Source organism: Mycolicibacterium mageritense, assembly GCF_010727475.1.
GTDB classification, from domain to species: Bacteria; Actinomycetota; Actinomycetes; order Mycobacteriales; family Mycobacteriaceae; genus Mycobacterium; species Mycobacterium mageritense.
Genome location: NZ_AP022567.1, coordinates 1,380,297 through 1,398,350, shown reverse-complemented (window position 1 = coordinate 1,398,350; position 18,054 = coordinate 1,380,297). Strand labels below are relative to the sequence as shown.

The 18,054-nt window shown below is 67.3% G+C and carries 15 protein-coding genes and 1 riboswitch; of the genes, 11 read left to right on the top strand and 4 right to left on the bottom strand.

The annotated features are described in order from the left end of the window. Nucleotides 1-46: 46 nt before the first annotated feature. Nucleotides 47-1,048: a LacI family DNA-binding transcriptional regulator gene (locus G6N67_RS06880; RefSeq protein ID WP_230023103.1), complete on the top strand. Its 1,002-nt coding sequence runs from the start codon at nt 47-49 to the stop codon at nt 1,046-1,048. Between the two features lie 33 nt (nt 1,049-1,081). Here the strand turns inward: G6N67_RS06880 and G6N67_RS06875 are convergent, their stop codons facing one another. The 4 genes from G6N67_RS06875 to G6N67_RS06860 form a co-directional block, all read right to left on the bottom strand. Then, nucleotides 1,082-1,723, bottom strand: a complete 642-nt coding sequence (locus tag G6N67_RS06875; protein WP_036433468.1) for a TetR/AcrR family transcriptional regulator — start codon at nt 1,721-1,723, stop codon at nt 1,082-1,084. Then, nucleotides 1,713-2,552, bottom strand: a complete 840-nt coding sequence (locus G6N67_RS06870; protein WP_036433469.1) for an oxidoreductase — start codon at nt 2,550-2,552, stop codon at nt 1,713-1,715. The genes G6N67_RS06875 and G6N67_RS06870 overlap by 11 nt, the downstream gene beginning before the upstream one ends. A 96-nt stretch (nt 2,553-2,648) precedes the next feature. After that, a complete protein-coding gene (locus G6N67_RS06865) occupies nt 2,649-3,872 on the bottom strand; it encodes a DUF445 domain-containing protein (RefSeq protein ID WP_235750276.1) in 1,224 nt (407 codons plus the stop codon). An 83-nt stretch (nt 3,873-3,955) separates the two neighbouring features. Then, nucleotides 3,956-4,792 carry an Abi-alpha family protein gene (locus G6N67_RS06860; protein WP_179976807.1) on the bottom strand — a complete coding sequence of 279 codons (837 nt, stop codon included), beginning with the start codon at nt 4,790-4,792 and terminating at the stop codon, nt 3,956-3,958. Nucleotides 4,793-4,918: 126 nt separating this feature from the next. On the opposite strand from G6N67_RS06860, the gene G6N67_RS06855 reads away from it, so the two are divergent. The 10 genes from G6N67_RS06855 (at nt 4,919) to G6N67_RS06810 (ending at nt 18,054) form a co-directional block, all read left to right on the top strand. Next, the gene (locus G6N67_RS06855; RefSeq protein WP_163642134.1) at nt 4,919-5,092 is read left to right on the top strand and encodes a hypothetical protein; all 174 of its coding nucleotides are present in this window, start codon (nt 4,919-4,921) and stop codon (nt 5,090-5,092) included. Nucleotides 5,093-5,384: 292 nt separating this feature from the next. Next, a riboswitch (glycine riboswitch) is annotated at nt 5,385-5,485 on the top strand. Nucleotides 5,486-5,538: 53 nt separating this feature from the next. After that, entirely contained in the window at nt 5,539-8,373 is a 2,835-nt protein-coding gene (gcvP, locus tag G6N67_RS06850; RefSeq protein WP_051578770.1) for an aminomethyl-transferring glycine dehydrogenase, read from the top strand. Next, complete coding sequence (gcvT, locus tag G6N67_RS06845; protein WP_036433470.1) at nt 8,370-9,485, top strand: glycine cleavage system aminomethyltransferase GcvT; 1,116 nt, start codon at nt 8,370-8,372, stop codon at nt 9,483-9,485. Before gcvP ends, gcvT begins: the two co-directional genes overlap by 4 nt. Before the next feature lie 10 nt (nt 9,486-9,495). After that, complete coding sequence (gene gcvH / locus G6N67_RS06840; protein ID WP_036433471.1) at nt 9,496-9,894, top strand: glycine cleavage system protein GcvH; 399 nt, start codon at nt 9,496-9,498, stop codon at nt 9,892-9,894. Nucleotides 9,895-9,896: 2 nt separating this feature from the next. Then, nucleotides 9,897-11,165 (top strand): serine hydroxymethyltransferase, encoded by a 1,269-nt coding sequence (glyA, locus tag G6N67_RS06835; RefSeq protein WP_036433472.1) that lies wholly within the window; start codon nt 9,897-9,899, stop codon nt 11,163-11,165. A gap of 2 nt (nt 11,166-11,167) precedes the next feature. Beyond that, nucleotides 11,168-12,541: an L-serine ammonia-lyase gene (locus tag G6N67_RS06830; RefSeq protein ID WP_036433473.1), complete on the top strand. Its 1,374-nt coding sequence runs from the start codon at nt 11,168-11,170 to the stop codon at nt 12,539-12,541. 5 nt (nt 12,542-12,546) lie between these two features. After that, nucleotides 12,547-13,488 carry a lipoyl synthase gene (gene lipA / locus G6N67_RS06825; protein ID WP_036433474.1) on the top strand — a complete coding sequence of 314 codons (942 nt, stop codon included), beginning with the start codon at nt 12,547-12,549 and terminating at the stop codon, nt 13,486-13,488. Beyond that, nucleotides 13,485-14,852 (top strand): dihydrolipoyl dehydrogenase, encoded by a 1,368-nt coding sequence (gene lpdA, locus G6N67_RS06820; RefSeq protein ID WP_036433475.1) that lies wholly within the window; start codon nt 13,485-13,487, stop codon nt 14,850-14,852. The genes lipA and lpdA overlap by 4 nt, the downstream gene beginning before the upstream one ends. A gap of 376 nt (nt 14,853-15,228) precedes the next feature. After that, nucleotides 15,229-16,524 carry an SPFH domain-containing protein gene (locus G6N67_RS06815; RefSeq protein ID WP_036433476.1) on the top strand — a complete coding sequence of 432 codons (1,296 nt, stop codon included), beginning with the start codon at nt 15,229-15,231 and terminating at the stop codon, nt 16,522-16,524. Between the two features lie 3 nt (nt 16,525-16,527). Continuing rightward, nucleotides 16,528-18,054 (top strand): TFIIB-type zinc ribbon-containing protein, encoded by a 1,527-nt coding sequence (locus tag G6N67_RS06810; RefSeq protein WP_230023100.1) that lies wholly within the window; start codon nt 16,528-16,530, stop codon nt 18,052-18,054.

Sequence of the window (18,054 nt, the reverse complement as noted above, 5' to 3'; positions counted from 1 at the left end):
ATCGAAAAGGTGGCGAAAGCATTTTCGAGGAGCGAGGACAACAGGTGTGAGTGGAAAACGCCCGACGTTGGCCGACGTGGCGAGCCGTGCCGGTACGTCGACGGCCGTGGTGAGCTACGTACTCAACAACGGGCCACGGCCCGTGTCGGAATCCTTGCGCGCCAAGGTGATCAGCGCGATCGACGAGTTGAACTACCGCCCCGACCTGAGAGCCCGCGCGCTGCGCCGGCCGCGGCGCTGGCGGCAGATCGGACTACTCGTGCCCGACCTCACGCTGCCGCTGTTCGGGCAGTTCGTCGGGCGCATCGAGGTGGAGGCCCGCGCGCGCGACCACCTCACCGTGATCGGCAACACCGGTTACGACCCGGAACGTGAGCTGGAATTCGCGACCGCGTTCGCCGAGGTGGGGATCGACGGCCTGCTGGTGATCGGTGCCGCGAACGCGCCCGAGACGGCCAGACTGTGCCGCCACGAGCGCATCCCCGTGGTGTGGATGCACAACATCCGAGGCGAGGTCGCCGCGGAGATCGTCGGCGTCGACCACGTGCTGGCCGGTGCGCTCGTCACCCGGCACCTGCTCGACGCGCACGAATGCCGGGACATCGCGTTCGTCGGCGGCTTCACCGAAGCCGATGTGCGCCACGGCGACCGGGAAACCGTCGAGCAGCGGTTCGCCGGCGTCCGGTCGGTAGCAGGCGAGGGCGTCCGGCAGATCCGCACCGACCTCACCCCGGCCGGTGCCTACGCGGCGGTCGGGGAATTCCTGCGGGGCCGCACGCGGCTGCCGCAAGCGTTGGTGGTCGCGACGTTCGGGCAGGCCGCCGCGACGGTCCGGGCGGTCTTCGACGCGGGCCTGCGGGTTCCCGACGACATTCGGGTCGTGGGTTTCGACGGCAGCGCCGCCGACTATGGCCGGCCGCGGCTCACCGCGGCGCAGCAGCCTGTCGACGCTTTGGCCCGCCGGGCGCTCGGTCGGTTGCTCGGCGATCCGGACGAAGGTGCCGCGGTGCCGTCGCTGCGAACAGGGGAGTCCTGCGGCTGCACGTGACGTGCGCCGTCCAACTCGACGAAAACGTCGTGATCATCGTGTTGGAGCAGCGTTTTCGTCGAACTCGGGGAGCAGTCCCCGCAGCGCGGTCTCGGCGAGCCGTCGCGCGTGCTCCTCGGTGAGCGTGTAATGACCCGTCATGCGGCGGAAGATCAGCGGGCCGAACAGGATGTCGATGACGTCGTCGATCGCAATGTTCGCGTCGGCGTCGCCGCGGGCCACGCCGCGCTGCCACAGTTCGGTGATCGCGGCCCGTCGGCCGTTGAGGAAGTACTCGCGGAAGTACGCCGCGCCGGTCGCGTCGTCGACGCATGCCGCGAGCAACTGGGTGAACACCTCGCCGCGCGCGCTGGCGTAGAACGCCGAGACCCGGACCACCTGTTCGGTGAGATCGCCTGTGGTGCTTCCGGTGTCGGGCAGCGGCAGATTCTGGGCCATCATGGTGCCGAATGCCTCGGCCGCCACCGCCGTTCGCGAGGGCCAGTGTTTGTAGATGGTGGCCTTGCTGGCGCCGGACCGGGCGGCGATCGCGTCGACCGTGGTGGCCGGGTATCCGCCCTCGTCGAGCAGTGTCGCGGTGGCGTCGAGGATGGCCTGGTGGATGCGGTCGCTGCGCGCGCCGGTGGGGCGGACGAAGGTGTATTCGCCCGCCCCACTGCCGTTTTCAGGCGACATCGTCGAAGTCGGTGGACTCGGCGACGGTGCGCCACTGCGCCAGCTCGGCCTGCACGTGGGCGATCTTGCCCTCGACCGCCGCGATGGTGTCGTTGCCAAGCAGCAGGCGCAGCGGCGGCTGCGCGGATTCCACGACGTCGATGATGGCCTTGGCGGCCTTGACCGGGTCGCCGGGTTGGTCGTGGTTGCGCTCGCCCGCGGTGACGCGCATCTTGCCCGCGGGGCCGTCGGTGTAGTCGGCGATGACGTTCTGCTGGGTCTGCAGGCTCGACGAGTCGAGGAAGTCCGTGCGGAAGTAGCCGGGCTCGACGACCATCACGTGCACGCCCAGTGGCTGCAGTTCGGCGTGCAGGGCCTCGGTGAGCGCCTCGACGGCGAACTTGGTCGACGCGTAGACACCCCAGCCGGGTGAGCCGACGAATCCGCCGACCGAGGAGATGTTGACGATGGTGCCAGAGCGCTGGGCCCGCAGCACCGGGGCGACCGCGCGCGTGACGGTCAGCAGGCCGAATACGTTGGTCTCGTAGACCGCGCGCACCTCGGCGTCGGTGGCTTCCTCGACGGCGCCGAGCAGGCCGCGCCCGGCGTTGTTGATCAGTACGTCGATGCGGCCGAAACGGTCCACGGCAGCCTTCGCGGCCTGGTGTGCCTGGTCTTCGTTGGTCACGTCGAGCGCGACGGCCAGGACGTTGTCGTCGTCGCCGAGCGCGGCGGTGACGGTCGCGGCGTCCCGCGCGGTCGCGACGACCTGATGGCCGCGGGCCAGCGCGTCGCGGGCGATCTGCAGGCCGAATCCGCGGGATGCTCCGGTGATGAACCAAACGCTCATGTCATGCCACCTGTTCTCTGCTTAACTGAACTGTACGATCAGTTTAGTTTTGTTGGACGCTGGATGTAACCGGGTGGGTTGCGGGGTTATTCCGGCCTACTGACGGAGCAAGACGCGCAGCGCGCTGACCGGCTCGGGTTCGTGCCCGAAGTGCTCGATCAGCTGCACCTGGATCTCGCCGACGATGCCACCGAGGATCGCACCGACCGCGATCATGGTCGGCTCGTCGTCCTTGAACACGGGCCGCAGGATCGACTCGTACTCCTCATTGGTGAGCTGACCCATCTTGTCGATGATGGTCTTCTCCAGGTCCAGGGCGTTCATGGCGTAGTCCTGCGCCTCGACGAGCGTGGTGGGCAGCCGCTCCAGCACCATCTTCACCATGCTGTCCTTGAGCGCGTTGTAGCGCTGCGTGCCGACCGCGAACTTGACCAGCGGCGTCGCGATGCCAGTCTGCGCGTCGATGGCCGCCTCGACCTCCTTGCCGACGAGGGCGAACAGCTTGTCGGCGCCCGGGCCGCGGAGCACGCCGTCGAACAGGATCTCGGGGGAGAACAGATCCTCGGCCAGGATCCGCGCGTAATCCTTGGTGATGGTGTCGCGTTGCGCGTGCAGAAGTCCCTGGAACGGGATGAAGCCGAGGTACTTCGTCGGATGGATGGGCCGGAACAACATGTTGAGCGCGATGTAGTCACTGATGAAACCGACACCGAAGCCGAAGGCCGGCATGATCCACGGGTTCTGGAACAGCGCCCACGCGAACATCTGCACGACACCGATGACGAGCCCGAAGTAGATGCCGCTGCGGCGCACGAAGGCCATGGCGTTGTCGCCGAGCCCACGCATGAGCTTGTTGAGTTTGTCCTTGTTGCGGACCAGCGTGGTGACCGCGAGGTACTGGATGTCGACGAACCGGTTGAGGTCGGCCCGCATCTCGTTGAGCATCTTCTCCACGACCTTGGGGGTCTGGTCGTGGATGCGGGCCTGGATCGCATTGCGCGCGGCCTCGGGCAGTGAGTCCCACAGGCCCGGGCGGATCTGCTCGGCGATGTCGCGCGAGATCTCGTCGACCGCCTGAGTCAGCGGCTCCCGCAACGCGTTGACAGCTTCCTTGGCGTCGACCTTTTCGAGCAGCTCCTCGGGTTTGAGCAGCTTCTGGGTGAGCAGTTCGATGGTCTTCGAGCCCACCTTGCCTGCGCGGCGGGGCACGATGCCCTGCCAGCCGAACGGCCCGATGCCCTTGAACTCCATCGGCCGGTAGAGCATCTCCAGCGCGACGATCTTGGTGCTCCACCCGACGAAGGCGGCGACAAAGGGCATGGACAGGTAGATCAGCCAGTTGACACTGAAATCGGCCTGGATCTCCTGCCACGTCTGGATAGCGAGAATCGTCTCGCTGGCGGTCACGAACCGTCCTGTTTCACCGCGGCCTCCCACAAGCCACGACCCAGACCCGAAAGGGACAGGGTCAGCTTCTCCACCCGTGCGGTGAGGGGCCCACGCGATGCGTTCTTGACCGCCCGCAACACCATGGGCTCGGCCATGAGCACCTCGTAGTCCGCCTTCTGTGACGGATCCTCCGGACCGGTCTCAACCAATCCCAGTGATAGCAGATGGCCGACGTACTGCGGGACCATATTGGGCAAAGCCACGTTGGCCGTGCGGCCGATCAGACATGCGTTCTCCAGTACGGCCTGACCTGGGGTGCGGGATCGCGTCCAGGTGTGGACGTTGACCAGTGGCGAAGTCGCGCCCTCGGAGAGCGCACCGATGATCCGGGCCTCGTCGGCCACCAGCTGGTCGAGCAGCCGGTGGTACAACTCGACCTGGCTGCCGACCGTGCTCTGGTCCAGGGCACGGTCGAGAAGCCGGTCCATCTTGGAGTTGAGCGATTCGGCCGTCGGCTCCTCGGGGGTGGCCAGCGGCACCGGCTGCGGACCCGAGTCGATGGCTTCGAGCCGGTTCTTCACCAGCGTGGCCAACTGCTCCTCGCCCCAGACGGCCAGTTTGACCCCGGTCTTCGCGGCGTCGAGCGCACGGTCGGCGATGCCGAACGGGTCGAACCGCTTGGGCAGCAGCGGGCGCTGGTTGCGCGGGGTGCGGATCGCGATGGCGATCTCGCCGACCGGTGTGGCGAGCTTGAAGGCCCGGCGCTGCATGTCCTTGCGACGTACCGGAACCTCATCGCCCACGTGGTCGTCCTTGTCGTCCGGACCCTTCTTCGACAGTTCCTGTGACATCGCTGACCGATCGCCTCCCCACCTACCGGGTGTGTCCGAGATGTGGGCACCGTACCTGGTCACCCGGTGCGGCGCCCAAGTCCCCGGTGGATGACGGGATGGCCACACCGGTCTGTTCGCTGCAGCGTGCTCTGCCTGCCGGTCACGGCCCGGAGGCTGCCGACCACGCCGACACCGCCGCGCTGGCTCGGTGACACCCACCTGTACTCCGAGGACGCGGCAGACCTGGACGAGGCGGTCATGCTGATCCGGCGCGCGCACTCGGTCCAGGCCGACCTCGAACGCGCCGGCCGGGCCTGATCGGTGGCTTCTTCGGCCGCACCGAACTGCGGGTCCGACTGCGCACGACCACGCCGAAATCACTTGCGTAGCAGCGGCAACGGTGGTTTTCGACATCGTGTCGCGCATAGTTGCGACAGCGAAGCCGGGCTTGCCCGTCGACGGTGGGGTTGCGGTAACCGCCGGGTAGTCGAGTAGCATGCATCACACAACTCAATACGTCGACGACGCACTGTGGGAGAACCTCCGATTTCGGAGGTGCCGTAGGAGCAAGTCCCTCCCCGGGAATCTCTCAGGCCCAATACCGCAGTGTCGAGGCAACTCTGGAGAACAGCGCGACCCACCGGTCACGCTTACCGAAGGGGAACAGCGCAGCGCGCTAAAACTCTCAGGTTTCAGGACAGAGCGGGGAGGTGTCACCACCCGACGCATCGCGTAACTGCGATGCCCGAAACCGGAGTCACCTCATGGATTTCCCCGATCGTCACATCGGTCCTGACGGCAGCGCTCAGCAGCACATGCTGGATGCGCTCGGATACGGCTCAATCGACGAATTGATCGACAGCGCGGTGCCGCAGCAGATCCGCTGCTCAGACGGCCTGCGCCTGCCTGCCGCGCGGTCCGAACAGCACGTGCTCGCGGCCCTGCGCGAGCTGGCCGATCGCAACCAGCCGCGGATCCAGATGATCGGTCTGGGGTATCACGACACCGTCACCCCGGCCGTGCTGCGGCGCAACATGCTGGAATCGCCGGCCTGGTACACCGCCTACACGCCGTACCAGCCCGAGATCTCACAGGGCAGGCTCGAAGCGCTGCTGACGTTCCAGACGCTCGTCGCCGATCTCACCGCACTACCCGTGGCCGGTGCCTCCCTGCTGGACGAGGCCACCGCGGTCATGGAGGCCGTGCTGCTGATGCGGCGGGCCAACAAGACCGTGAAGTCCGAACGCGTTGTGCTGGATACGGATTGCCTGCCGCAGACGCTTGCGGTGGTGCGTGGGCGGGCCGAAGCCGTCGGCATCGACGTGGTGGTCGCCGACCTCACCGACGGATTGCCCGACGGTGACGCCTTCGGCGTGGTTTTCCAGTCCCCGGGTGCCAGTGGTGCCGTGCGGAACCTCGCGCCGGTGATCGCCGCGGCCCGTGACCGCGGTGCGCTCACCACGGTCGCGGCCGATCTGCTGGCGCTGACCTTGATTGCCGCGCCCGGCGAGCAGGGCGCCGACATCGCGGTGGGCTCGGCCCAGAGGTTCGGGGTTCCGCTGTTCTTCGGCGGCCCGCACGCCGGGTACCTGGCCGTCCGGTCCGGATTGGAGCGCATGCTGCCCGGCCGGCTGGTCGGGGTGTCGGTCGACGTGGACGGCAAGCCGGCCTACCGGCTGGCGCTGCAGACCCGCGAACAACACATCCGCCGGGACAAGGCCACCAGCAACATCTGCACCGCCCAGGCTCTGCTGGCCAACGTCGCCGCCATGTACGCGGCATACCACGGCCCGGAAGGATTGCGCGCCATCGCAACCCGCGTCCACCGTCACGCCGTATCGCTCGCGGCCGGTCTACGGCAGGCCGGCCACACCGTCGTACACGAGCGGTTCTTCGACACCGTGCTGGTGCAGGTGCCGGGCCGGGCCCGCGAGATCGTCGCGGCCGCCGAGCGGGCGGGCATCAACCTGCGGCTGGTCGACGCCGACCACGTCGGCATCGCGTGCGACGAATGCACAACCGACGACGTGATCCGGCGTGTGCTCGCGGTTTTCGGCGCGACACCCGGCACCGGCTCCTCTGTGTTGCCTGCCGAGCTCCTGCGCACGTCGGAATTCCTCACGCACCCCGTGTTCCACGAGCACCGCTCGGAAACGGCGATGCTGCGATTCCTGCGGGAGCTCTCCGACAAGGATCTGGCGCTGGACCGCACCATGATCCCGCTCGGATCCTGCACCATGAAACTCAATGCGGCCGCCGAGATGGAACCGATCAGCTGGCCCGAATTCGCGGGCATCCACCCGTACGCGCCCGCCGAACAGACCGCGGGCTACCTCGAGCTGATCGGCAATCTCGAGACGTGGTTGGCCGAGATCACCGGCTACGACCGGGTTTCCCTGCAGCCCAACGCCGGATCCCAGGGTGAGCTCGCGGGCCTGCTGGCCATCAACGCCTACCACCGGTCACGCGGCGACGACCACCGCGACGTGTGCCTCATCCCGCAATCCGCGCACGGCACCAACGCGGCGTCGGCGGTCTTGGCAGGCATGCGCGTCGTCGTGGTCAAGACCGCAGCCAACGGGAACATCGATCTCGACGACCTGCGGGCCAAACTGGCCGACCACGACGGCAAGGTCGCGGCGATCATGCTCACCTACCCGTCGACCCACGGTGTCTACGAAACCGACGTCCGCACGGTGTGCGACCTGGTCCACGCTGTGGGCGGGCAGGTCTACGTCGACGGTGCCAACCTGAACGCCCTTGTGGGCCTGGCCAAACCCGGTGAGTTCGGTGGCGATGTCTCGCACCTCAACCTGCACAAGACGTTCTGCATTCCGCACGGCGGTGGCGGCCCAGGCGTCGGGCCCGTCGCGGTCCGCGCGCATCTGGCGCCGTTCCTGCCGGGTGATCCGCTGCAGGACGGTCCGGCCCCGGTCTCGGCGGCCAACTACGGATCGGCCGGCATCCTGCCGATCACCTGGGCGTACCTGGCGCTCATGGGGCCCGACGGGTTGACCGCGGCCACCAAGGCCGCAGTGCTGGCAGCCAACTACGTCGCGACGTCGCTGTCCCCGTACTACCCCGTGCTCTACACCGGCGAATCCGGGTTGGTCGCGCACGAGTGCATCCTCGACCTGCGCGAGATCACCAAGCGGACCGGGGTGACCGCCGAAGACGTCGCAAAGCGGTTGATCGACTACGGCTTCCACGCTCCGACGCTGTCCTTCCCCGTCAACGGCACGCTCATGGTCGAACCCACCGAATCGGAGAACCTCGCCGAACTGGACCGGTTCATCGCGGCAATGATCAGCATCCACGACGAGATCAGCCGGGTCGAGGCGGGCGAGTGGGCACTCGAACAGAGCCCGCTGCGCCAGGCCCCGCACACCGCCGAACAGGTCACCGACGCCGAGTGGACTTTGCCGTACAGCCGGCAGTACGCGGTGTATCCCGTTGCGTCCCTGCGGCAGAACAAGTACTGGCCGCCGGTCCGCCGTATCGACGGCGTACACGGCGACCGCAACCTCGCGTGCTCGTGCCCCGCGCCCGAGGCATTCCAGACCGAAACCGCCGAACTCCTCGAGGAGGCCCTCGTATGAGCACCGAACACACCCCGGCATCACCGCTGCAGGATGAACACCGCGCACTGGGCGCAACTTTCACCGACTTCGCCGGGTGGGCCATGCCGCTCAAGTACGGCAGTGAACTCGCCGAGCACCGGGCGGTGCGCGAGGCGGCGGGCCTGTTCGACCTGTCGCACATGGGCGAAATACACGTCACCGGACCGCAATCCGCAGAGGCGCTGGACTTCGCGCTGGTCGGCGAGGCAGCCAAGATCACCGTCGGGCGCGCCAAGTACTCGCTCATGTGCGACGCCGACGGCGGCGTGATCGACGACCTGGTGGTGTATCGGCTGGCCGACGACCGTTTCCTGGTGGTCGCCAACGCCGCGAACGCCCCGACCGTGGCGCGTGAACTGAATTCCCGGGCCGAACAGTTCGACGCGCACGTCGACGACCAATCCACCACCACCGCGTTGATCGCCGTGCAGGGGCCCGCGTCCGAAGCCATCGTGAGATCGCTGGTTCCGGAGACCCAGACCGAGGCCGTGGCCGCACTCAAGTACTACGCGGTCACCGAGGCGCAGGTCGACGGCATCGATGTGTTGTTGGCCCGCACGGGCTACACCGGCGAGGACGGTTTCGAACTGTACGTGCCCAACGTCCACGCAGTGGCCCTGTGGCGATCGCTGCTGGCTGCCACGACCGAGGCCGGCGGATTGCCGGCCGGCCTGGCCTGCCGCGACACCCTGCGGCTCGAAGCCGGCATGGCGCTCTACGGCCACGAACTCAGCCAGGACACCAACCCCTACGCAGCAGGGCTGGGCAAGATGGTGCGGCTCGGCAAGCCTTTCGTGGGACGCGATGCGCTGCAGCAGCTTTCCGAAAAGCCTGCGGACCGTGTGCTGGTCGGTCTGAAGGGCTCGACCCGGCGCGCGGCGCGCGCGGGTTACACCGTCCACCGCAACGGCGACGAGACCGCGGTCGGCAGCGTGACATCGGGTGCACTGTCGCCGACGCTCGGATATCCGATCGCCCTGGCCTATCTCGACGCTGCGCTGGCCGAGCCGGGAACCGTGGTGCAGGTCGACATCCGCGGCAACAAAGAGCAGTTCGAAGTCACCCCGGCGCCGTTCTACCGCCGCAACTGAAAGGATTGACATGGCAGACAACACGATTCCTGACGACCGTAGCTACACCGAGGAACACGAATGGGTGCTGATCGCGCCCGGCGCCCCCCTGCCCGCCACCCCCGTCCGCGTCGGCATCACCTCGGTCGCGGCCGCGGCACTGGGTGACCTGGTGTTCCTCGACCTGCCGGAGGTCGGCGCCACCATCACGGCCGGCGAAACCTGCGGCGAGGTGGAATCCACCAAGACCGTGTCAGAGCTGTACCCACCGGTGAGCGGCACCGTCACCGCGGTCAACACCACCGCCGTCGACGATCCCGCACTCGTCACGTCCGACCCCTACGGAAACGGCTGGCTGTTCGAGGTCCAGCCCACCGCAGCCGGAAACCTGTTGACCGCAGCCGAATACGCAGAGAAGAGCGAGGCCTAGACATGAGCATCCTCGACCGACATCTCGCCGACTTCGACCCCGAGATCGCCTCCGCGATCGGTGACGAACTGCACCGGCAGCGCCTCGGCCTGGAGATGATCGCCTCGGAGAACCACGCACCGCTCGCGGTCATGCAGGCCCAAGGCTCGGTGCTCACCAACAAGTATGCCGAAGGCTATCCGGGGCGGCGCTATTACGGCGGCTGCGAGCACATCGACGTGATCGAGCGGCTCGCGATCACGCGGGTCAAGGCATTGTTCGGCGCGGAATTCGCCAATGTGCAACCGCATTCGGGTGCGCAGGCCAACGCCGCGGTGATGCACGCGCTGATCAAGCCGGGCGACACGATCCTCGGGCTGTCGCTGGACTGCGGTGGTCATCTGACCCACGGCATGCGGCTGAACTTCTCGGGCAAGCTCTACAACGTCGCGGCCTACGGGGTGTCCAAAGAGGACTACCTGATCGACATGGACGCCGTGGCCGACGCGGCCCGCGAACACCGGCCGCAGTTGATCATCGCGGGCTGGTCGGCCTACCCGCGGCAGCTCGACTTCGCCCGGTTCCGCGAGATCGCCGACGAGGTCGGGGCCTACCTGATGGTCGACATGGCGCATTTCGCCGGACTGGTTGCGGCCGGGCTGCATCCGTCGCCGGTGCCGCATGCGCATGTCGTCACATCCACGACACACAAGACCCTGGGCGGGCCGCGTGGTGGAGTCATCCTCACCAACGAGGCTGACATCGCCAAGAAGATCAACTCGGCGGTGTTCCCCGGCCAGCAGGGCGGGCCGCTCGAACACGTCGTCGCCGCCAAGGCGGTCGGCTTCAAGATGGCCGCCCAGCCGGAATTCGCCGAACGCCAGCAGCGGGTGCTGCGCGGTGCGCAGATCCTGGCGGAGCGGTTGAGCCGGCCTGATGTCAAGGACGCAGGCATCACGGTGCTCACCGGTGGAACCGACGTGCACCTGGTGCTCGTCGATCTGCGCAACGCCGCGATCGACGGGCAGCAGGGTGAGGACCGGCTCGATGCCGTCGGCATCACCGTCAACCGCAACGCCGTGCCGTTCGACCCCCGGCCGCCGATGGTCACCTCCGGGCTGCGCATCGGCACCCCGGCGCTGGCGGCCCGCGGCTTCGGCGACGACGAGTTCGCGCGTGTCGCCGACGTCATCGCGGCGGCGCTGATCGCCGCACTTGACGCCGACACCGAACCGCTTGCCGCGCAGGTGCGTTCGCTGGCCGAGCAGTTCCCGCTGTATCCGGAGCTGTAGGCATGGCCGTCAGCGTGTTCGACCTCTTCTCGGTCGGCATCGGACCTTCCAGTTCCCATACGGTGGGGCCGATGCGGGCCGCGGGCATGTTCGTCGACGAGCTCACCGGCCGCGGCGTGATCGATCAGGTCGCGGATGTCGGGGTCGACCTCTTCGGCTCGCTGGCCGCGACCGGGGCCGGACACGGCACGATGCCGGCCATTCTGCTGGGCCTCGAAGGGTACCGGCCCGAAACCATCGAGACCGACGAGATGGAGCGTCGGCTTGCGGTGATGCGAGCCGACGGCAAGATTCAGTTGGGCGGTCGGATCGTCATCGCGCTGACCGAATCCGACATGCGCCTGGAACCGGCCCGGCAACTCGCGCAACACCCGAATGCCATGACGCTCACGGCACTCTCGGCTCAGCGCGACGTGCTCTACCGCGAGACGTACTTCTCGGTGGGCGGCGGTTTCGTGGTCACCGAATCCGAGCCCACCGGGCGAGGGTCGACAGCTGCCGGTGGCGGCTTCCGCTCGGCCGCCGATCTGCTGGCACTCACCCACCGCGACGGGCTTTCGGTGAGCCAGGCGATGATGCGGCAGGAGTGCTTGTCCCGCACCGAAACCGAGGTTCGGGAACGCCTGCTGCACATCCGCGACGTCATGGTCGCATGCCAGTCCAACGGGATGTCGCGCGACGGTTACCTGCCCGGCAACCTGCGGGTGCGGCGGCGCGCGAGGGACTGGTATGTGCGTCTGGCGGCCGAGGATCCTGACCGTGACCCGGCCTTCGCCGAGGACTGGGTGAACCTGGTGGCGCTCGCGGTCAACGAGGAGAATGCATCGGGTGGCCGCATCGTGACCGCGCCGACCAACGGTGCGGCCGGCATCATTCCGGCGGTGCTGCACTACGCGTTGCACTACACGCCCGCGGGCCGTGCCGATCCGGACGACACCGCTGTCCGCTTCCTGCTCACCGCGGGAGCCATCGGCTCGCTGTACAAGGAGCGGGCGTCGATCTCGGGAGCCGAGGTCGGTTGCCAAGGCGAGGTCGGCTCCGCGGCGTCGATGGCCGCCGGTGGCCTGGCCGAAATTCTCGGTGGCACACCGGAGCAGGTGGAGAACGCCGCCGAGATCGCGATGGAACACAGTCTCGGTCTCACATGCGACCCGATTGGCGGCCTGGTACAGATCCCGTGCATCGAACGCAACGCCATCTCGGCGGGCAAGGCGATCAACGCGGCGCGCATGGCGCTGCGGGGTGACGGCACGCACCGCGTGAGCCTCGATCAGGTCATCGAGACCATGCGGGCCACGGGCATGGACATGAGCGCCAAGTACAAGGAGACCTCGACCGGGGGGCTCGCCGTCACCGTCAACGTCGTCGAATGCTGAGAGATATGACTGTCGCCCCGGAGGGCCGCCGCCTGCTTCGGCTGGAGGCCCGCAACGCCCAGACCCCGGTCGAACGCAAGCCGTCCTGGATGAAGACGCGGCTGCGGACCGGACCCGAATACCGCGAGCTGGCCGCGCTCGTGCAGAGCAACGATCTGCACACGGTATGCCAGGAAGCGGGCTGTCCCAACATCTTCGAATGCTGGGAAGCCCGGGAGGCGACGTTCCTGATCGGCGGCGATCAGTGCACGCGGCGCTGCGACTTCTGCCAGATCGCCACCGGCAGGCCGGAGCCGCTCGACCGTGACGAGCCCCGCCGCGTCGCAGAATCCGTGGCGCACATGCGGTTGCGCTACGCGACCGTCACCGGGGTCGCGCGCGACGACCTGCCCGACGGCGGCGCATGGTTGTATGCCGAGACCGTGCGCCAGATCCACGCGGCCTGCCCGGGCGCCGGGGTGGAACTGCTCATCCCGGACTTCACCGGAATCCCCGCCCAGCTCGACGAGGTCTTCGCCGCCGCGCCCGAAGTGCTGGCACACAACCTCGAGACCGTGCCCCGCATCTTCCGTCGGATCCGGCCCGGCTTCGACTACACACGTTCGCTCGGGGTGCTGGAACGCGCGCGCTCGCAAGGCCTCATCACGAAGTCGAACCTGATCCTCGGCATGGGTGAGACCACCGACGAGATCGTGGCTGCCCTGCGCGATCTGCACGCCGCCGGATGCCAATTGATCACCATCACGCAGTATCTGCGGCCCACGCCGCGTCACCACCCGGTCGAACGCTGGGTCACGCCAGCCGAATTCGCCGAACTCGACGGCATCGCCCGAGAGATCGGGTTCCTCGGCGTGATGTCCGGACCGTTGGTGCGCTCGTCGTATCGGGCCGGAACCCTCTACCACCAAGCCCGCACCGCCATCGAACACTCAAGGAGCTTTTCGTGACCTCATCAGACGTTGTCATCCTCGGCGGCGGGCCGGGCGGATATGCCGCCGCGATCCGCTCGGCGCAACTCGGTCTCTCGGTCGTGTTGATCGACGAGGCCGAGATCGGGGGCACGTGCCTGCACCGCGGCTGCATCCCGACCAAGGCGCTGCTGCACGCGGCCGAGATCGCCGACGCCGCCCGCACCGCAGCGCAATTCGGTGTCAACGCCACGTTCGACGGCGTCGACCCCGAGAAGCTGTACGGCTTCAAGAACACCGTGGTGTCCCGCCTGCACAAGGGGCTTTCCGGGCTGATCGCGGCGCTCGGAATCACGGTCGTCAACGGCAGGGGTCGGCTCACCGGACCCACGACCGTCGAGGTCGACGGCACCACCATCACGGGCCGCTCGATCGTGCTGGCCACCGGATCCGCTCCCAAGGTGCCCGGCGCCATCGAGATGTCCGACCGCGTGCTCACGAGTGATCAGGCCTTGGAGCTCAACCGCATCCCCGAGTCGGCCATCATCCTCGGCGGCGGTGTCATCGGCGTCGAATTCGCCAGTCTCTGGGCGTCGTTCGGCACCAAGGTGACCGTCGTCGAGGCGCTGCCCCGGCTCGTGCCCAACGAGGACGTCGCGATCTCCACCTACCTGGAGCGGCTGTTGCGCCGTCGCCGGATCACCGCCAAAACCGGCGCACGCGTCACCGCGGTCAAGTCAGACGACGAGGCCGTGCAGGTGACGCTGGAATCCGGTGACGTGCTCAACGCCGACGTGCTGCTGGTCGCGGTCGGCCGCGCACCGCGCACCGTGGGGCTCGGCCTTGAGGAGATCGGGGTGACGGTCGACGGCGGACTCGTGGTGACCGACGACGAGTTGCGCACGAGCGTGCCCAGCGTCTATGCGATCGGCGACATCGTCGGTGGACTGCAGTTGGCGCACCGAGCGTTTCAGCACGGCATCTTCGTCGCCGAGCGCATCGCGGGCCGCGACGCCGAGCTGGTCGCCGACGCAGGCATCCCGCGCGTCACCTACTGCCATCCCGAGATCGCGTCCATCGGCCTCACCGAGGAAGCGGCGCGCGAACAGTACGGCGACGGCGTCGAAACCGTCACCTACGATCTCGCGGGCAACGGCCGCAGCCAGATCCTCAAGGCGTCCGGCGCGGTTAAGCTCGTGGTGGACCCCGCCGGGGCAGTGGTGGGTGTGCACATGATCGGCGCAGGCGTATCGGAGCTGATCGGTGAGGCGCAGCTGCTGTACAACCTGGGCGTGAAGGCCGCCGAGGCCGCCCGGTTCGTGCACGCCCACCCGACACAGAACGAAGCGCTGGGCGAGGCGCTGATGGCGGTGTCCGGCGCGCCGCTGCACCTGCACGGCTGATCAGGTCGCAGCACCGCCGTCCGACCGCCGCACTGTGACGAAAGTGCAGACTTTCGGGCGAGTTTCGTGGATCGGCGGGAACGGCTGCCCGCTCGCGATGCGCAACAATGTTGAAGACCTCAGTCAGCATTGAGCTGCGATCTTCAGCATTGCTGCAGTCAGCGCGATCAGCCGGCAACGGATGGGGCCTTCGCCCGGTTCATCCGACCACGGTCGCTCGGGCAGGTACTTGCCCGATCAACTGGAAATTGCCGCCGCCGATCATGGGTTTGCGCGAGTACGCTTTTGCTGCCAGTTGAGGACAGGTGTCCTCTCCCGTCGATGCGATTCATGGCCGGTTGCTGTCGGATCGCTGCGAGGTCAAAGGAGCAGACTCGTGGGATTCATCCAGGCCTTCGCGGGTGCATTCGGCGGAACACTCGCCGACCAGTGGAAGGATTTCGTCGTTCCGCCGCAGGTCGCCCCGACGGCGGCGATCTTCCCCGGCGTTGCGGTCGGACAGAACGCCGGCCGTGGCTCCAACACCCGTGGCTCGCAGAACATCATCAGCAACGGCTCCAAGCTCCTCGTGCCCGAGGGGACGGGCCTCTTGACATTCCAGGACGGCAAGATCACGGGCTTCATCGCGCAGCCCGGTGGCTATGTGTGGCGTTCCGATGACCTGAACTCGCAGTCGATCTTCGCCGGCGACGGCATCGTGAGCCCACTCATCACGCAGTCGTTCGAGCGGTTCAAGTTCGGCGGCCAGCCCGGCAGCCAGCAGCTTGTCTTCTACGTCAACCTGCGGGAGCTGCCCAACAACCGTTTCGGGACACAGTCGGAGATCTATTGGGATGACGCGTATCTCGGCGCCCAGGTGGGTGCGATCACGCGCGGCACGTACACGATGCGCATCGTGGACCCGATCCTGTTCGCCACCCAGTTCGTGCCGCTGACATACCTGCAACCCGGCGGCGCGGTCTTCGATTTCACCGACTTCGACAACGCTGCCGCGAGCCAACTCTTCACCGAGGTGGTGTCTTCACTCGCACCGGCGTTCTCGCACTACACGAACGATCCGGCCAAGGGTAACCGCATGGCCCGGATCCAGGGCGACTCAATCGGTTTCGCCCAGTCGCTCTCGGGGGCGGTCGAAAGTGCGTACCGCTGGACGAGCGGGCGGGGTATCACGATCGTCAACGTCGCGATCGCGTCGATCGAGTACGACGAGGACACCCGCAGGCTGCTCTCGGATGTCAAGAAGGCGGACGCATTGAGCGGTTCGCGGGGCAACTCCTTCCTGCAACAGTCGGTTGCGCGCGGTATGCAGGCCGCGGGAGAGAGCGGTGGGGGAGCCGCCGGAATCGCGATGATGGGGATGGGGATGAACGCCGCAGGTGGTGCGATGGGTGGCCTTCAGCAGCCTCCCGGGCCGGCGCCATACCAGCAGGTGCCGCCGCCTCCGCAGGGGTATCCGCCGCAACAGGGGTATGCGCAGCAGGGCTATCCACACCAGAGCTACCCGCAACAGCAGGGTTACCCGCCGAGCCCGCCTCCTCAGGGCGCACCCCAGCAGGCGCCTGCGGGCGAGGATCCGGTGGCCAAGCTCGCGCAGTTCAAGAGCATGCTCGATCAGGGCCTCATCACGCAGGCGGATTATGACGCCGCCAAGGCGAAGGCGCTCGGGCTGTAGGCCATGACCGGCCCGCATCACGGGGGCAACCGGCCTGGCGGTCACCCGCCCGACCAGAGCCAACGTCAGCCCCCACCGCCGTATCCGCACACGGCACCGCCGTATGCCCCTGGCCCGCCCCGGCCGTACCCGCCCTATCCGGGCCAACCCCAGCAGTTCGTGCAAGCGCCACCGCCGCAGGCACACGGATATGCGCAACCCGGTGGCGTCATCCCGCGTGATCGGGCCGTCGAGGTGACGCCACCGGGCGAGTTCGGCAACGCCACGTGGGACGACGTGAACCGCGCACGGGAGGCAGAGCGCAACGCGGGTTACGGCCCCGGCGAGGCGCCGGTCGTGACGTATGACAAGCACGGCGGGCCGCAGGTCATCCAGACCACGTCCGACCGCACAGACGGACTCAACAAGTGCCCGCGCTGTGGGGCCACCGACATCGTCTTGGACATCAAGAGCAGCAACCTGGTGTGCCGATACTGCCGCTTCGCGTGGAGCGAGAAGAACGCAGCCGAGCTGTTCAATCTCAACTCGCCCATCAGCGAGCTGCGCGGCCGCCAGATCGGTTCGGGGACGGGCAACATCGTGCCGGGAGTCGACGAGGTCGTGAGCTTCAAGTGCGGCGCGTGCGGTGCGGAGGTGTCGATCGACACCAACCATGCCGTACAGGCGCGTTGTCACTGGTGCCGCAACAGGCTTTCCGTCAACGAGCAGATCGCCAACGGCGCCGTCCCCGATGTCGTGCTGCCGTTCTCGCTCCCCAAGGAAGAGGCCGTTGCACGGATCTCCGCGTTCGTCTCAGCGCGAAAGTTCTTCGCAAGCAGGCGTTTCACCGCGGAGTTCGCACCCGAGAATGTCATGGGCGTCTATCTGCCCTACTTGATCATCGACATGAACACCTCGGTCGAGTTCGTCGGAGTCGGCGAACACACGACCCGCAGTTACAGCGTGCGCGTCGACGACAACACGACCGAAACCCGTTACGACTACGACGTGTATCGAGTCGCCCGCAGTTTCAACCTCTACGTTGACGACCTCACGATCGAATCGGCCGCCGACAAACGCGATTTCCACACCGATCGCAACACCAACAACATCATCAATTCGATCATGCCGTTCGACACTAAGAACGCCGTACGCTACGACCCCAACTACCTCTCGGGATTCACCTCGCAGCGGCGCGATCTCGATGTCGACGCGATGTTCGGCCCGGCTCGCCTGCAGACTCAGGACATCGGCCGCTTCCGCGCGGTCGAGACCTTGGACTTCTACGACCGGGGCGTGCGCTGGGACCAGCAGCGTATCGATGTTCACGGTGAACGCTGGGTGTCTGCCTACCTGCCGGTGTGGCTCTACAGCTACTACGAGCGGAAAGGCAACGGCCGAGAGCTGCTGCACTACATCGCCGTGAACGGACGCACCGGCGAGACCATGGGCTCGGTGCCGATCAACACCACGCGCCTGTGGGTGGCGTCGGGTGTGGCCGAGGTGTTCGGGATAGCCGCGACCATCGTGTCGGGCCTGATCTTCTGGTAG

Bases quoted from the DNA above. Each gene is read 5' to 3' on its own strand.
- G6N67_RS06875 (WP_036433468.1), bottom strand. From the start codon at position 1,723: ATGTCGCCTGAAAACGGCAGTGGGGCGGGCGAATACACCTTCGTCCGC.
- G6N67_RS06870 (WP_036433469.1), bottom strand. From the start codon at position 2,552: ATGAGCGTTTGGTTCATCACCGGAGCATCCCGCGGATTCGGCCTGCAG.
- G6N67_RS06865 (WP_235750276.1), bottom strand. From the start codon at position 3,872: ATGCCCTTTGTCGCCGCCTTCGTCGGGTGGAGCACCAAGATCGTCGCG.
- G6N67_RS06860 (WP_179976807.1), bottom strand. From the start codon at position 4,792: ATGTCACAGGAACTGTCGAAGAAGGGTCCGGACGACAAGGACGACCAC.
- gcvP (WP_051578770.1), top strand. From the start codon at position 5,539: ATGGATTTCCCCGATCGTCACATCGGTCCTGACGGCAGCGCTCAGCAG.
- gcvT (WP_036433470.1), top strand. From the start codon at position 8,370: ATGAGCACCGAACACACCCCGGCATCACCGCTGCAGGATGAACACCGC.
- gcvH (WP_036433471.1), top strand. From the start codon at position 9,496: ATGGCAGACAACACGATTCCTGACGACCGTAGCTACACCGAGGAACAC.
- glyA (WP_036433472.1), top strand. From the start codon at position 9,897: ATGAGCATCCTCGACCGACATCTCGCCGACTTCGACCCCGAGATCGCC.
- G6N67_RS06830 (WP_036433473.1), top strand. From the start codon at position 11,168: ATGGCCGTCAGCGTGTTCGACCTCTTCTCGGTCGGCATCGGACCTTCC.
- lipA (WP_036433474.1), top strand. From the start codon at position 12,547: ATGACTGTCGCCCCGGAGGGCCGCCGCCTGCTTCGGCTGGAGGCCCGC.
- G6N67_RS06810 (WP_230023100.1), top strand. From the start codon at position 16,528: ATGACCGGCCCGCATCACGGGGGCAACCGGCCTGGCGGTCACCCGCCC.